The 13,771-nt window shown below is 75.8% G+C and carries 15 protein-coding genes; 6 read left to right on the top strand and 9 right to left on the bottom strand.

Annotated elements, in window-relative coordinates:
- Nucleotides 1-100: 100 nt before the first annotated feature.
- Entirely contained in the window at nucleotides 101-460 is a 360-nt protein-coding gene (locus tag ASG49_RS05165; protein WP_056537919.1) for a histidine triad nucleotide-binding protein, read from the bottom strand.
- A gap of 92 nt (nucleotides 461-552) precedes the next feature.
- Here ASG49_RS05165 and ASG49_RS05160 point away from each other — a divergent pair, with 92 nt between their 5' ends.
- Nucleotides 553-1,416 (top strand): Gmad2 immunoglobulin-like domain-containing protein, encoded by an 864-nt coding sequence (locus ASG49_RS05160; protein WP_056537916.1) that lies wholly within the window; start codon nucleotides 553-555, stop codon nucleotides 1,414-1,416.
- Nucleotides 1,413-1,688, top strand: coding sequence for a hypothetical protein (locus tag ASG49_RS05155; protein ID WP_082533789.1), 276 nt, complete (start codon nucleotides 1,413-1,415; stop codon nucleotides 1,686-1,688). Before ASG49_RS05160 ends, ASG49_RS05155 begins: the two co-directional genes overlap by 4 nt.
- On the opposite strand, the gene ASG49_RS05150 is transcribed toward ASG49_RS05155, so the two are convergent.
- The 3 genes from ASG49_RS05150 to hrcA form a co-directional block, all read right to left on the bottom strand.
- The gene (locus tag ASG49_RS05150; protein ID WP_056537914.1) at nucleotides 1,685-2,437 is read right to left on the bottom strand and encodes a 16S rRNA (uracil(1498)-N(3))-methyltransferase; all 753 of its coding nucleotides are present in this window, start codon (nucleotides 2,435-2,437) and stop codon (nucleotides 1,685-1,687) included. The two genes, ASG49_RS05155 and ASG49_RS05150, sit on opposite strands and share 4 nt — an antisense overlap.
- A gap of 9 nt (nucleotides 2,438-2,446) precedes the next feature.
- The gene (gene dnaJ, locus ASG49_RS05145; RefSeq protein WP_056537911.1) at nucleotides 2,447-3,619 is read right to left on the bottom strand and encodes a molecular chaperone DnaJ; all 1,173 of its coding nucleotides are present in this window, start codon (nucleotides 3,617-3,619) and stop codon (nucleotides 2,447-2,449) included.
- An 86-nt stretch (nucleotides 3,620-3,705) separates the two neighbouring features.
- The gene (gene hrcA, locus ASG49_RS05140) at nucleotides 3,706-4,728 is read right to left on the bottom strand and encodes a heat-inducible transcriptional repressor HrcA (RefSeq protein WP_056537908.1); all 1,023 of its coding nucleotides are present in this window, start codon (nucleotides 4,726-4,728) and stop codon (nucleotides 3,706-3,708) included.
- A 108-nt stretch (nucleotides 4,729-4,836) separates the two neighbouring features.
- Between hrcA and ASG49_RS05135 the strand changes: the two genes are divergently transcribed.
- Nucleotides 4,837-5,700, top strand: a complete 864-nt coding sequence (locus tag ASG49_RS05135; protein WP_056537905.1) for an MBL fold metallo-hydrolase — start codon at nucleotides 4,837-4,839, stop codon at nucleotides 5,698-5,700.
- A 19-nt stretch (nucleotides 5,701-5,719) separates the two neighbouring features.
- Here the strand turns inward: ASG49_RS05135 and ASG49_RS19460 are convergent, their stop codons facing one another.
- The 4 genes from ASG49_RS19460 to ASG49_RS05120 all read right to left on the bottom strand — a co-directional run bounded on the left by ASG49_RS19460 (nucleotide 5,720) and on the right by ASG49_RS05120 (nucleotide 8,607).
- Complete coding sequence (locus tag ASG49_RS19460; protein WP_255355079.1) at nucleotides 5,720-5,842, bottom strand: hypothetical protein; 123 nt, start codon at nucleotides 5,840-5,842, stop codon at nucleotides 5,720-5,722.
- Between the two features lie 87 nt (nucleotides 5,843-5,929).
- A complete protein-coding gene (locus ASG49_RS05130) occupies nucleotides 5,930-7,363 on the bottom strand; it encodes a short-chain fatty acid transporter (protein ID WP_056537902.1) in 1,434 nt (477 codons plus the stop codon).
- A 54-nt stretch (nucleotides 7,364-7,417) separates the two neighbouring features.
- Nucleotides 7,418-7,852, bottom strand: a complete 435-nt coding sequence (locus ASG49_RS05125; RefSeq protein WP_056537899.1) for a DUF1707 domain-containing protein — start codon at nucleotides 7,850-7,852, stop codon at nucleotides 7,418-7,420.
- Nucleotides 7,852-8,607: a PadR family transcriptional regulator gene (locus ASG49_RS05120; protein ID WP_056537897.1), complete on the bottom strand. Its 756-nt coding sequence runs from the start codon at nucleotides 8,605-8,607 to the stop codon at nucleotides 7,852-7,854. The genes ASG49_RS05125 and ASG49_RS05120 overlap by 1 nt, the downstream gene beginning before the upstream one ends.
- A gap of 177 nt (nucleotides 8,608-8,784) precedes the next feature.
- On the opposite strand from ASG49_RS05120, the gene ASG49_RS05115 reads away from it, so the two are divergent.
- The 3 genes from ASG49_RS05115 (at nucleotide 8,785) to ASG49_RS05105 (ending at nucleotide 12,292) form a co-directional block, all read left to right on the top strand.
- On the top strand, nucleotides 8,785-9,510 hold the full coding sequence (locus ASG49_RS05115) for a phosphatase PAP2 family protein (protein WP_056537894.1): 726 nt from the start codon (nucleotides 8,785-8,787) through the stop codon (nucleotides 9,508-9,510).
- Nucleotides 9,431-10,963, top strand: coding sequence for an MFS transporter (locus ASG49_RS05110; RefSeq protein ID WP_056537891.1), 1,533 nt, complete (start codon nucleotides 9,431-9,433; stop codon nucleotides 10,961-10,963). Before ASG49_RS05115 ends, ASG49_RS05110 begins: the two co-directional genes overlap by 80 nt.
- Before the next feature lie 144 nt (nucleotides 10,964-11,107).
- Nucleotides 11,108-12,292 (top strand): GDSL-type esterase/lipase family protein, encoded by a 1,185-nt coding sequence (locus ASG49_RS05105; RefSeq protein ID WP_056537888.1) that lies wholly within the window; start codon nucleotides 11,108-11,110, stop codon nucleotides 12,290-12,292.
- Here the strand turns inward: ASG49_RS05105 and ASG49_RS05100 are convergent.
- Entirely contained in the window at nucleotides 12,289-13,626 is a 1,338-nt protein-coding gene (locus ASG49_RS05100) for a hypothetical protein (protein ID WP_156384191.1), read from the bottom strand. The genes ASG49_RS05105 and ASG49_RS05100 overlap by 4 nt on opposite strands.
- Nucleotides 13,627-13,771 lie beyond the last annotated feature (145 nt).

Here is a 13,771-nt window from a genome sequence, read left to right as displayed (position 1 = left end):
GGGCGCGGGGCGCGTCGGGCAGGACTCGGGAGAGGGTGGCGGGTGCCACGGTCTCCCGAGCGTCCTTGCGACCGGTCCCGCTCGCGGCCCCCGGAGACGGTCATCCGGGCGGCCAGCCCAGGTCGCGGCCACCGAGCAGGTGCAGGTGGACGTGGAAGACCGTCTGACCGGCCTGGGCGCCGGTGTTGAACACGAGCCGGTAGCCCTCGTCGAGGCCCTCGGCCGCGGCGACCTCGCGGGCGGCGTCGACGAGGTGGGCCAGGGTGGCGGGGTCGTCCTGGGCGAGCGCGGCCGCGTCGACGTGGTGGGCCTGCGGCACGACGAGCACGTGGGTGGGCGCCTGCGGGTTCACGTCGCGGAAGGCCAGCGTCGTCTCGCCGCGGTGGACCACGTCGGCCGGGACCTCCCCCGCGACGATGCGGCAGAACAGGCAGTCCTCGGCGGGGCTCGACGCGCTCATGGGCCCACTATGACCGACGGCCGCGCCGGCCACGACCCCTCGTGGGCCGCCGGCGGACGGCGGGCCGCCGTACCGTGACCGCAGGAGGTGCCATGACCGCGCAGCCCGACGACCAGCGCCCCGCGTGGTGGGTGCCGCGCGTGCTGGCCGCCGCCGTGGCGACGACGGTGGTCATCGGGGGCGTCACGTGGGCCGCGGACCGCGGGCGGCCCGCGGCGCCGACCGACGGGGTGGTCGACGAGACCCGGGCGACCGGGTCCACGGGTGAGGAGCAGGAGCCGCGCGACCTGGCGGTGACGACGTACGCCGCGGCCCGCGGCGGCACGCTGCTGTTCGCCGACCGCCACCTCGTCGAGGACGCCACCGGCGACGACGTGCAGGTGGCGGTCGAGCAGCTGGTCAGCCGCCAGGTGGTCGACGACGACCTCGCCCCGGCGTGGCCGCGGGTGGAGGCCCGCGTGGCCACCCGGGTCGGCAGCGACCGCGTCACGGTGGACCTCGCCGGGCTCGACACCGACGTCGACGTCGACCGCGAGGAGGCGGCCACGGCGCTGCAGGCGCTGGTGTGGACGGTCGACACCGCCACCCGCAGCCGGCTGCCGGTCGAGGTCCTGCTCGACGGCGCCCCGACCGAGGAGCTGTGGGGCGTCCCGCTCGGCGAGCCCGTCGTCCCCGACGAGACGGCGGTCTCGCGCGTGCTGGTCGACAGCCCCGCCGACGGCGCCGTGGTGAGCAGCGCCTTCACCGTGCGCGGCTGGGCGCGCGTCGAGGACGGCCGGGTCACGTGGCGGCTGCTCGACGGCGACGAGGTGGTGCGGGAGGGCACGGCCGGGACGGAGCGACCCGGGGAGGTCGCGTCGTACGCCGCCGACGTCTCCTCCCCCGTCGGCGACTTCACCCTCGTCGTCTCGCTGGTCGACGGGAGCCGCGACACCAAGCGGCTGCGGGTCCGGTGAGCACGCCCGACCCCGTGGCCGCGCTGCTGGCCCGGGTGCCCGAGGGCTGGTCGGAGGCGTCGTACGCCGGGCGACGCTGGTCGGTCACGCGCACCACCCGGACCGGGGGCCGCAGCGCCAGCGTCTGGGCCGAGGCCCTCGACGGCTCCGCCGTGGTCAGCACCAACGCCTACGCCCTGGGCGACGGCTGGGTCCTCAAGCCCTGCGAGATGCCGCTCGCGGTGGTGGTGGACTTCCTGGAGGGCGTCGAGACCGGACCAGGTCCCCGCTAGGCCCAGCGACCCGTCCGGGAGAGCAGGGCCGCGACGGCGACCACGCCGGCCGTCGAGGTGCGGAGCACCGACCGGCCGACGGTGACCACGTGGGTGCCCCCGACCGCGGCGAAGGTCGCGACCTCCTCGTCGGTGAGCCCGCCCTCGGGGCCGACGACCACGACGACCGTGCCGACCTCGACGCCGTCGACCGCGAGCGGCAGCGCCGCGAAGGCCGTGTCGGCCGCCTCGTGCAGCACCACCCCCAGGTCAGCGTCCTCCAGCAGGGCGACGACGTCGGCGGTCGCGGCGAGGCGACGCACCTCCGGCAGCCAGGCGCGGCGGGACTGCTTGCCGGCCTCGCGGGCGGTGGCGCGCCACTTGGCCAGCGACTTCTCGGCCCGTTCACCGCGCCAGACCCCGACGCAGCGCGCCGCCGCCCAGGGCACGACGCGGTCGACGCCGACCTCGGTCAGCACCTCGACGGCCAGCTCGCCGCGGTCGCCCTTGGGCACGGCCTGGACGACGGTGACGTGGGGGGCGGCACGGTCCTCGTGGCGCACGTCGGTGACCGACACCACGAACGCGTTCTTCTGCGCCTCCACCACCTCGCCGGTGACCGCCGTGCCCTCGCCGTCGGTGAGCACGACCTGCTCGCCGACACGCGTGCGACGCACCACGACCGCGTGCCGGGCCTCGTCGCCCTCGACCCGGACCCGATCACCGACACGGGCGTCGGTGACCGGTCCGAGGAAGACGGGCAGGCTCACGCGGTCGGCCTAGCGGGGGTGGAAGGCGTCGCGCAGCCGGCCGAACATGCCCTTGTGGGGCTGCTGGATCCGGCCGTCGGGCGACTCCTCGTGACGCAGCCGGGCCAGCTCCTGGAGCAGCTCGGTCTGGCGGTCGTCGAGGCGGGCGGGGGTCTCCACGTCGATGGTGATGACGAGGTCGCCGCGCACCTGCGAGCGCAGGTGCGGGATGCCGCGGCCGCGCAGCACCTGCTCCTGGCCAGACTGGGTGCCGGGGCGGACCTCGACGTCGACCCAGAGGTCCATCTCGGAGTCGGCCTCGGCGACGTCGGCCTCGAGCAGCGGCATCTTGATCGTGGTGCCGAGCGCGGCGGCCGTCATCGGGACCGTGACGTGGCAGCGCAGGTCGGTGCCGTCGCGGCTGAACACCTCGTGGGGCGCGACCTGGATCTCGACGTAGAGGTCGCCCGCGGGCCCGCCGCCGGGACCGGTCTCGCCCTCACCGGCGAGCTGCACGCGGGTGCCGGTGTCGACGCCCGGCGGGATCTTGACGGTGAGCGTGCGGCGCGACCGGACCCGGCCGTCGCCGGAGCACTCGCGGCACGGCTCGGGGATGATCTCGCCGAAGCCACGGCAGGCCGGGCAGGCCCGCAGCGTGCGGACCTCGCCGAGGAACGAGCGCTGCACCTGCTGCACCTCGCCGCGGCCGTGGCAGGTCTCGCAGGTGACCGGCGTGGAGCCCTGGGCCGCGCCGCTGCCCTCGCAGACGGTGCAGAGCACGGCCGTGTCGACCTTGAGCTCGCGGGAGACCCCGAACGCCGCCTCGGCCAGGTCGACCTCGAGCCGGACGAGGGCGTCCTGGCCGCGCCGCGAGCGCGGCCGGGGTCCGCGACCCTGTCCGGCGCCACCGGCCTGGCCGCCGAAGAAGGCGTCCATGATGTCGGTGAACGAGAAGCCCGCGCCCTGGCCGGCCCCGGCACCGCCCCGACCGAAGGGGTCGCCGCCGAGGTCGTACATCCGGCGCTTCTCGGGGTCGGCGAGCACCTCGTAGGCCGCGGAGACCTCCTTGAACCGCTCCTGGGTCTCCGGGTCGGGGTTCACGTCGGGGTGCAGCTGACGGGCCAGACGGCGGTAGGCCTTCTTGATCTCGTCGGCCTCGGCGTCGCGGGAGACGCCGAGGATCTCGTAGGGGTCCTGGCTCAACGGTGTCTCTTTCGGGTTCGGGACGGGCGGCCGGGGCCGCGGTCAGGGGCAGGCAGGATCGGGTGGGTCGGTGGAGCGGGAGGCCGTCAGGCCTGGTCGAGGATGGTGGAGACGTAGCGGGCGACCGCGCGCACGGCGGCCATCGACCCGGGGTAGTCCATGCGGGTGGGGCCGACCACGCCGAGCGAGCCGACGACCTCCTCGCCGGGGCCGTAGCCGGTGGCCACGACCGAGGTGGTGGCGAGCTCGCGGTAGGGCCCCTCGGCCCCGATCCGCACCGTCACCGCGCCGGCCGACGTCGCCTCGCCGAGCAGCTGCAGCAGCACGACGTGCTCCTCGAGCGCCTCGAGCATGGGCTTGATGGAGCGGTCGAAGCCGTCGCCGAACCGGGCGAGGTTGGCGGTGCCGCCGACCACGACGCGCTCGTCGGTGCGCTCGTTGCTCATCGCCTCGACCAGGGCGGCGCCGATGACGGCGACCGGGGTGCGGTCGCCGGGCTCGACCTGCTCGGTGAGCCGGCCCAGCGCGGTGGCCGCCTCGGTGATCCGCTCCCCCACGGCCGCGCGCAGGATCTTGCCCCGCAGCTCGGCCAGGGCGGCGGCGTCGAGGCCCTCGGGCAGCTCGACGACGCGCTGCTCGACGCGACCGGTGGAGAGGATCAGCACGAGCAGCACACGGGTCTCGGTCAGCGACACCAGCTCGACGTGGCGGACCGTGGAGCGGGCGAGGGTGGGGTACTGCACGATCGCGACCTGCTGGGTCAGCTGCGCCAGCAGCCGGACCGAGCGCGAGATCACGTCGTCGAGGTCGTGGGCACCCTCGAGGAAGCGTGCGATGGCGCGCTTCTCGGCCGCCGACATCGGCTTGACCTGCGTCAGCCGGTCGACGAAGAAGCGGTAACCCTTGTCGGTGGGGATCCGGCCCGCACTGGTGTGCGGCTGGGCGATCAGCCCCTCCTCCTCCAGCGCGGCCATGTCGTTGCGGACGGTGGCCGGGGAGACACCGAGCGCGTGCCGCTCGACCAGCGCCTTGCTGCCCACGGGCTCGCGGGTGGCGACGTAGTCCTCGACGATGGCGCGCAGCACGGCGAGCCGACGGTCCTCCTGCACAGCTCCTCCGTCCACGTGTCCGGTCCACCCGTCGGGTGGCTCCGCGGCCAGGTTGGCACTCCGGGTTTCCGAGTGCCAAGTCTACGCGCCGCGTCATACGCTCGCGGGGTGTCCGACGCCACGCCACGCCCCCACGGCGAGCCCACCCTGACCGAGCTCGCCGACCGCGTCTGGGTGGTGCGTCATCCCTGGTGGGACGTCAACGTCACCGCCGTCGAGGGCGAGCGCGGCCTGCTGCTGGTCGACACCCACACCTCGGACGCGTCCTTCGCCGAGGTCCTCGAGGTCGTGCGCCGCGCCACCCGCGCCCCGCTGGTCGAGGTCGTGAACACCCACGCCCACCTCGACCACGTGCTCGGCAACGCCGCCGCCCGCGCCGCCGGCGAGGACGTGGTGGTGACCGGCCACGAGGCCGGCGACTGGGAGGGGCACCTGCTCCGATCGGTGGCGGCGTACGACGGGCCGCGGGCCGAGGAGGCCGCGGCCGCGGTCGTCTCGCCGCCGGACCGCACCTTCTCCTCGGTCACGGCGATCGACCTGGGCGACCGGGTGGTGGAGCTGGTCCACCCGGGCCGCGGCCACACCGACGGCGACCTCGTCGCCCGGGTGGAGGACGCCGACGTGCTGGTCGCGGGCGACCTCGTCGAGGAGTCGGGGATGCCGGTGTGGGGCGCCGACTCCTGGCCGATGGAGTGGCCGCTGAGCCTCGACCTGGCCCTGGAGCTGGTCGGCCCGGCCACGGTGGTGGTGCCGGGCCACGGGGCGCCGGTGGACCGCGACTTCGTCTTCGAGCAGCGCTCGTCGATCGGGGTGGTGGCCGAGACCATCCGCGACCTCGCCTCGCGCGGCGTGCCGGCCTCCGAGGCGCTCGCGGCGGGCCAGTGGCCCTACCCGGCCGAGGACCTGGCCCACGCGGTGAGCCGGGGCTACGAGCACCTGCCGCGCTCCCAGAAGCGGCTGCCGCTCATCTAGCCCGTCCGACCCGCCGGGGTCAGCGCCGCCGCCGGAGCGCGGCGCGGACCCGGGCGCGACGGCGGGCCAGCCACCAGCGGGCGACGAACCCGAGCATCCCGGGCTCGTCGCGGTGCTCGTAGCCGAGGGGTGCGTGGTCCACGCCCCCGCCAACGCCGGGGCCCGGACCTGGTCACGTCGGGTGTCCGCACTGCGAGAAGCCCCGGGGCCCGGGCCCGGGGGCGGCGGGCTAGGGGATGACGGGCGGCTCGAACTCGAAGGTCATGCCGAGCAGCCAGAGCAGGAGCAGCACCACCGGCAGGTGGAAGAGGAACTGCACGAAGGTGAACCCGACCAGGTCCCGGGCCCGCAGCCCCAGCACGGCGAGCAGCGGGAGCATGAAGAACGGGTTGACCAGGTTGGGCAGCGCCTCGGCGGCGTTGTAGATCTGGACGGTCCAGCCGAGGTTCATGCCCACGTCGGTGGCCGACTGCATGACGTACGGCGCCTCGACCAGCCACTTGCCACCACCGGAGGGCACCAGCAGGCCGAGCAGGGCGGTGTAGATCGCGATCACGATCGCGAAGCCGCCGCCCCCGCCGAGGTTGGTGAACAGGTCGGCGAGGTGCTCGGAGACGGTGAGGCCGCCGTTGCCGGTCGCCCGGGTCAGGACGGCGGCCATCGCGGCGTACAGGGGGTACTGCACCAGCACGCCCGCCGTGGTGGGCACCGCCTTGCTGACGGCGTCGAGGAAGTTGCGCGGGGTGCCGTGCAGCACCAGGCCGAGGATCACGAACACCAGCAGGTAGGTGTTGAGGTTGCTGACCACGGTCAGGAACGGGTTCTCGATGAACTGGTAGACCAGCCAGATCAGTGCGAGCAGGCCGACCAGCATCGGCAGCACGGGCGAGCGCTCGAGGTACTCCCCGGGCCGCGTGCGCGGGCCCGGCTTCGCCACGGTGTCGTCGAGGTCGATGTCCATGTCCTCGGCGGTCCTGATCGAGGCCCCCTGGGGCGCCGAGAGCCACGAGATGGCCACGGTCAGCACGATCAGGATCAGCGCCATCGTCAGCGACTGCCAGGTCAGGATGGTGTCGCCGAAGTCGAGCACGCCGGTGATCTCGAGCAGCTCGGGCGGGAGCGAGGCGGCGGTGGCCTGCAGCTGGGCGGCCGAGGAGGACAGGCCCAGGGCCCAGACCGCCCCGAGCCCCATGTACGCCGCAGCACCGAGCGCGCGGTAGTCGGCCCGGAGGTCGGGACGCCGGGCGATGGCCCGGGCCAGGAGGCCGCTGAAGACCAGGCTCAGGCCCCAGTTGAGCATCGAGACCAGGCACGAGATCAGCGCGACGAAGGCGACCGCGCCGCGGGCGGTGCTCGGCACCCGCGCGATGCGCTCGATCAGCTTGGCGGCCGGCGGGGAGGTCGCGACCACGTAGCCGGTCAGCACGACCATCGCCATCTGGAGGGTGAAGGCGGTCAGGTCCCAGAAGCCACCCCCGAAGGCCTCGGCGACGCCCTTGGGGCTGGTGCCGTTGAGCAGCGCGGCCAGCGAGACCACGACGACGCCGATGAGGGCGAAGACGTAGGCGTCGGGGAACCACCGCTCGGTCCAGCCGGCCAGTCGTTGGGCGAAGCGCGCGAGCCCGCGCTCGGCGGGGGCGTCGGTGGTTGCCGTCTGTGCCACGGGGTGCTCCTTGCGGGACGCGTCCCGGTCGGGACCCGCCCACCCTGGCAGCGATCAGCGGCGGTGACCACCTCCACTGCCCCACGGCGGCGGCGGCGTGGCGCCGGGGCCGCGGTGGACCCACGGCGGGTGCGGCACCCGGTGGTGCCGGGCGAGCACGAACCACAGCAGCAGCGCGACCAGGACGAGCTTGCCGTTGGTGAGGACGCCGAGGACGGCCAGCGCGACCAGCAGCGCCTTCCAGGGCACCTGGCGGCGAGGTGGCGGCGCCACCACCTCGCCGGCCCCCGGGCGCGGGGCGACCGGCCCCGCTGCGGAAGCGGGCAGGTCGGCGAACAGCGGTCGCAGGTCGCCTGCGGTGCGGGCGGTCCAGGCGGCGTCGCTGCGCTCGTCGTACTCGTCCTTGGTGAGGCGGCCCTGGGCGTAGTGCTCCCCCAGGGCCGCCACCGCGGACTCGCGCTCGCCGTCACCGATGCGCAGCTCGGCCATCACCGCTCCCGCGGGTCCGTGCCGTCGCCGGTCTCGTCGAGCTCGTCGGACCCGTCGAGGTCGTCCTCGAGATCGTCCTCGAGATCGTCCGGGCCCTCGGCGAGCAGGCCGTACATCTGGCGCCGGGTCTCGGCGAGGATGTGCAGCGCCTTCTCGCGCTGGTCGGGCGTGCCGGTGCTGACCACCTGCACGATCGCGCCCACCGTCTGGCCGATGACCTGCTTGAAGTTGACGGCCTCGTGGTCGTCCTCCTCGGGCACGAACGGAGCCCACACGGCCGCCAGCTCCTCGGGGTGGTCGACGACGTAGGCCTGGCCCTCGGCGGTCAGCTGCAGCGCCTTGCGGCCCGCGGGCGCGTCCTCGACGAGGCCCTCGTCCTCCAGCTGCGAGATGGTCGGGTAGACCGACCCCGGGCTGGGCTTCCACTGGTGGTGGGAGCGCTCGGCGATCTGCTGGATCACCTGGTAGCCGTTCATGCCCTCGGGCGAGGTGGCCAGCACGTCCAGGATGGCGGAGCGCACGTCGCCCCGGCGGGCGCGCGGCCGGCCACGACCGCCACCGGGGCCGCCGCCACGGCGGTGCATCCCGGTCAGGTCGGGGCCGAACATCTGCGCGACCCACGGCGGCGGACCGCCGAGGGCGGCGCCCCAGGGGCCGGCCCAGCCGTCGTGGCCGCGGTGGCCGCGACCTCGCCCGCTGCCGCCGCGCTGGCGGCGTACGGGCTCGTCCTCGGGGTTGAAGAGGGGGTGTCTCATGATGGATCTCCTTCGTCGGGGGTGTCGGGTCCGGCGGATGTCACGGACTGAGCGACACGTTCTTGATATGTCGACGATATATCGTGAGTGTTCTTCGAGCAAGCCCTTCGCAGCCCCACAGGGTCGTCTCAGGTCGACCGGGGAGGATCGACGACCCCGACCGGCCCAGGAGGTCCCGTGACGCACGACCGCTCCCCCGCGACCACCGGGCACGGCCGTGACGTGCGCCGGGGCGTGGGGCTCGCCGTGGTGGCGGCGCTCGCGCTCGCCGGGGTGTACGCCGCGGCGGTGCTCACGCCGGAGGGCCAGTACCTCGACGACCGGCTGATGCGCTGGGCCGCCGACACCCTCCCGGGCCGCAGCACCTCCGCGGAGGTGCTCGCGCTCGTCTCGGCCGGCACCGTCCTGCTCGCCGGGCTGGCGCTCGGCCTGCTGGCGCTGGTCGTCCACGGCCCCCGGCGCGCGGTGGCCGTCGTCGCCACGGTCGGCGCGACGCCGGTGCTCGCGCGGCTGCTGAAGCTGCTGCTCGACCGCCCCGAGCTGGTCGGTGGCGCGGCCGGCAACTCGCTGCCGAGCGGTCACACCGCGGCGGTGGCGGGGCTGGCCGCGGGGCTGGTGCTGGCCGTGCCGCGGCTGCTCAACGGCACCGCGCTGCTGGCCGGCGCGGCCGCCGCCGGGGTGGCCGGCGCCGCCACGGTGATGCTGCGCTGGCACCGGCCCAGCGACGTGGTCGCGGCCGTCCTGCTGGCCGCCGTGGTGGGGGGGATCGCGCACGCGCTCGCCCCGCCCGCCCGGCGCCGGGAGCGGCGTACCGTGCGGACTCGTGAGCACCCGACCCGGCCCGACGCCGCCCGGACCGACGCCACCGACACCTCCGCCGACCGGGGCGCTCCGGTCCGGTGAGCCCCGCGCCCGCTGGGTGCTGGCCGCGACCGTCCTCGGCGCGGCGCTCACGTTCATCGACGCCACCGTCGTCAACCTCGCGCTGCCCCGCATCGGCGAGGAGCTCGGCGCCGGGTCGCAGTCGCTGACCTGGGTCGTCAACGCCTACGCGCTCGCCCTGGCGGCGCTGGTGCTGGTCGGCGGCGCGCTCGGGGACACCTTCGGCCAGCGACGGGTGTTCCTGCTCGGCGTCACCCTGTTCGCCGTCGCCTCCGGTGCGTGCGGGCTGGCGCCCGACGTCGGCACACTGATCGCCAGCCGGGCCGTCCAGGGCGTCGGTGCGGCACTGCTGACGCCGGGCAGCCTGGCGATCCTGCAGCACAGCTTCGCCCCGGGCGACCGGGCCCGGGCGATCGGCTCGTGGTCGGGCCTGACCGGGGTCGCGGGCGCGATCGGGCCGTTCGTGGGCGGCTGGCTGATCGCGGTCGGTGACTGGCGGTGGGCGTTCCTCGTCAACCTGCCGCTGGCGCTGCTCGTGGTCGTGGTGACCCGGCGGCACGTGCCCGACATCGCGCCCAGCCGCACGGCCGGGCACCTCGACTGGCCGGGCGCGCTGTGGCTCGCGGCGGCGCTGGGCCTGGTCTCCTACGCGCTCACCGCGTGGGCGTCGTACGGCCTCACCGACGGGCGCGTCCTGCTCGGTCTCGGCCTCGGCGCGCTCGCGGCGGCCGGCTTCGTGGTGCGCGAGCGCAGCGCCCGGGAGCCGCTGGTGCCGGGCGCGCTGCTGGGTTCCCGGGTCTTCGTGGTCACCAACACCGTCACCCTCCTGGCGTACGCCGCCCTGGGCGCGGTCTTCTTCTCGGTCGGCATCGCCGTCCAGGTGGGGGCGGGCTACTCCCCGCTGCTCGCCGGCCTCGCGCTCTCGCCGGTGACGCTGTGCATGCTGCTGCTGTCCTCGCGCGCCGGCGCCCTCTCGGACCGGCTCGGCCCCCGGCTGCCGATGACGGCCGGGCCGCTCCTGGCCGCCGTCGGCGTGGTGTGGCTGAGCCGGATCGACGCCGAGGTGTCGTACGCCGTCGACGTGCTCGCCCCGGCCACGGTCTTCGGCCTCGGGCTGACCCTGATGGTGACGCCGCTGACCGCGACCGTGCTCGCCTCCGCGCCCGACGACCTGGTCGGGCTGGCGAGCGGCGTCAACAACGCCGCGGCCCGGACCGCCGGCCTGGTCGCCGTGGCCGCCGTGCCGCTGGTGGGCGGGCTGGGCGGCAGCGGGCTGACCGACCCCGCGCGGATCGTCGACGGGTTCGGCACCGTGATGGGCGCCGCCGCGGCCCTGCTCGTCGTGGCGGGCCTGCTGTCGTGCGTCGCCGTGCCCGCGCGCCAGCCCCGGCGCGAGGAGTGCGCGGCCTGCCCGCCCGACCACCACTGCTCGCCGGGCGGCCCGCCGGCCGCGGTGGAGCGCGACGCCGCCTGAGGAGGTGCCCCGAGCACGTCCCCCGCGACCCGGTCCGACCGACGACCACCCACCGACCCCACCGACCCCACCGACCCACCGACCCACCGACCCACCGACCCACCGACCCACCGAGCCACAGACCCACGACGACCGGGAGATCCCGTGACCACCCCGCTCCACGACGTGCCACTCGTCCCCGACCTGGTGCGGGGCGCCCTCGACCTCGAGCGCACCGAGCACGGGCTGCTGCCCCACCGGCTGCCCGCGCGGGCCCGGGCGCGGATCCCCGACGAGCAGCTCGCGATGGCCGAGGCGCAGCCCTCCGGCGTACGCCTGGCGCTGCGGACCGCCGCCACGGTCCTCGAGCTCGACGTGCTCCCGACCAAGCGGGTCTACGTCGGCGCGCCGCCCCGACCCGACGGCGTGCACGAGCTGGTGCTCGAGGGCCGGGTCGTGGCCGGCGCGACGGCCACCGGCGGGCGGACGCTGCGCATCGACCTGGGCACCGGCCGCTTCGAGCGGATCGAGGGGCCGGTCGCCACGCTCCGCTTCGACGGCCTCCCGGCCGGCGAGAAGGACCTCGTGCTCTGGCTTCCCCACGACGAGACCACCGAGCTGGTGGCGCTGCGCGCCGACGCCCCCGTGGCGCCGGCGCCCACGCGGGGGCGGCCCACCTGGCTGCACCACGGCAGCTCGGTCAGCCAGGGCTCGAACGCCGGGGCCCCCACCGGCACCTGGCCGGCGCTGGCGGCGGCCGCGGCCGGGGTCGAGCTGGTCAACCTGGGCTTCGGCGGCGGGGCGCTGCTCGACCCGTTCGTCGCCCGCGCCGTCCGCGACACCCCCGCCGACCTCGTCAGCCTCAAGCTGGGGATCAACGTCGTCAACGCCGACCTGGTGCGGCGCCGGGCCTTCGCCCCCGCCGTGCACGGCTTCCTCGACACGGTCCGTGACGGCCACCCCGACACACCGCTGCTGCTGGTCTCCCCGATCCTGTGCCCGTTGCACGAGCGGACCCCGGGCCCGCTGCTGCCCGACGCCGCGGCGTTCGCCGAGGGGCGGGTGGCCTTCCTGGCCAGCGGCGACCCGGCCGACCCCACCCGGCTCACCCTGGAGCGGGTCCGCGAGGACCTGGCCCGGGTGGTGGCCGAGCGGGCCGCGGAGGACCCCCACCTGGCCTACCTCGACGGCCGGGAGCTCTACGGCGAGGCCGACGCCGGTGAGTTCCCGCTGCCCGACGGCCTGCACCCCGACGCCGCCACCCACCGCCTGATCGGCGAGCGGTTCGCGCGGCTCGCGCTCGGGCCGGGCGGGCTGCTCGCACGGGGCCGAGGGCCCGGTCGGCGCTAGTCCCAGGCCGCGGCCATCGCCCGCGCGAGGGCCTCGTCGCCACCGGCGGGCTCGAACCGCGGCCGGTCGGCCACGGCGAAGCGCACCGTCGACCGGCCGTCGGCCGAGTCGTCGAGGACCAGCAGCGTCACCGCGCGTCCCTGCGGCAGACGTCGGAGCTGCGCCACGAGGGGGGCGAGGTCGGGTGCCTCGTGCACCACCTCGAGCACCGCCGCGTCGTCGACCATCGTCACCCCGGGCACGTCGCACAGGTCGAGCAGCACGTACGCCGCCGCTGCGGCGCCGTCGGACGACGCGAGGCCGGTGCGGCAGGTGCGCTGGCCCACCTCCCCGGCCATGCCGTCGACCTCGACGACCAGGCGACCGACCCCCCGGGCACGGGGATCCTGCACCAGCTCGCCCACCAGGCCCCGCGCGTCGGGCACGGTGGCGGTGACCAGCTCGACGCGGTCGGCGCCGAGCCGCACCCCCGTCACCCTCGCGCGCCGCGACAGCTCGTCGGCCAGCCCGCGCACGGCGGGCGGCAGCCCCGAGGTCGCGTAGCCGGCGAGGGTCCTGACCTTCCCGGGCAGCACCTCGATCGGGCCCCCGCCCTCGGCGCGGGCGTGGGCCCGGAGCTCCCGGTCGAGGCGCCGCAGCTGCTCGGGCCCCAGGTCGCTGGTCACCGCGGTCCTTCCGTCGTCGGCCCGCACCGAGACGACCCGGTCGCGGGCGGGCAGGTCCAGCGCGTGCTCCACCTGGGTCAGCACCGGCACCTCGGCGGCCGACCCGAGCCGGACCCCGGCGCGCTCGGCGGTGACGGCGACCCCGAGGTCCGGCCACCGGTCGGTGCCGGCCAGGGCGCCGACGAGCGTCCGGGTCGCGGCCACCACGTGCGCGTCGTCGGTCACCATCGTGGCCTCCTCGGCCCCCACGGTGACCTGCTCGACGCCCTCGCCCCGGGGCAGCTGCTCCCACAGCACCGCGGACCGGAGGTCGCCGCGGGCACGGCAGGGGAACTCGACCTCGGCGACGTCCACCAGGAGCACGTAGGTCACCTGCACCCCGGAGTCGGCCACCTCCTCGAACCGGCACAGCTCGCGCATCGCCCGGGTCAGGTCCGGGACGTCGGGGTCGCTCGTGGTCAGCCGGGCGCGCACCTCGGCGGCGCCCCCGATGACGGGGACGACGTCCTCGCCCTCCACCTGCTCCAGCTCGACGTCGTCGACCGGGTGCGCGGCGTACCACTCCTCGAAGCGCTCGGCCTGCGCCTCCCCCGCCGCCCAGGCGCACGACGACCCGGTCACGGCGAGCAGCAGCGCCGGCACCAGGAGACGTGCGCGGGAGGTCCTCACGCGCCCAGTCTGACCCGCCACCGACCTCCCCGTCCGGCGACCGCGCGCACGGGTCCGGCCCCCGTCGGGAAGCCGTCGCGAGCCCGCCGCGACACGCTGGGCCCCCCACCGGGCGTGGTCATGCCGCTCCCGACCACCTAGGGTC

This window comes from Marmoricola sp. Leaf446 (genome assembly GCF_001424755.1).
In the GTDB taxonomy this organism is placed as follows: Bacteria; Actinomycetota; Actinomycetes; order Propionibacteriales; family Nocardioidaceae; genus Marmoricola.
The sequence above is the reverse complement of the archived record's forward strand: the minus strand, read 5'-3'. Positions and strand labels throughout refer to the sequence as shown.